Genomic DNA, 264 nt, shown 5'->3' with positions numbered 1-264 from the left:
CGGGGATGGCGATCATGTCGCTGGGAACAAGGTCGGCACTCCTAAGGCCGAGATCGAAACCCTCGGCCACGATGTCCACGATCCGCCCCTCGGTGACGAGATCGACATGCACCTGGGGATAGCGACGTAGGAATTGCAAAAGGAGCGGCTCGAGGATTTCACGGGCTGCCGTTGGGAAGGCGTTGATACGGAGCGTTCCGGAGGGCGTCTCCTGTTGCGAACGCGCGATGTCCATCGCATCATGAATATTCCTAACTGCAGGGC

Annotated in this window: 1 protein-coding gene; it reads right to left on the bottom strand. The window is 59.8% G+C overall.

Annotated elements, in window-relative coordinates:
- The coding region (locus MRBLMC3_RS22135; RefSeq protein WP_363832417.1) for a LysR substrate-binding domain-containing protein at positions 1 to 264 on the bottom strand (264 nt) is incomplete at both ends.

Origin of the sequence: Sphingobium sp. LMC3-1-1.1 (assembly GCF_040676285.1) — a bacterium.
GTDB lineage: Bacteria > Pseudomonadota > Alphaproteobacteria > Sphingomonadales > Sphingomonadaceae > Sphingobium.
Note: the sequence above shows the minus strand (reverse complement) of the source record. Positions and strands in the feature narration are given on the sequence as shown.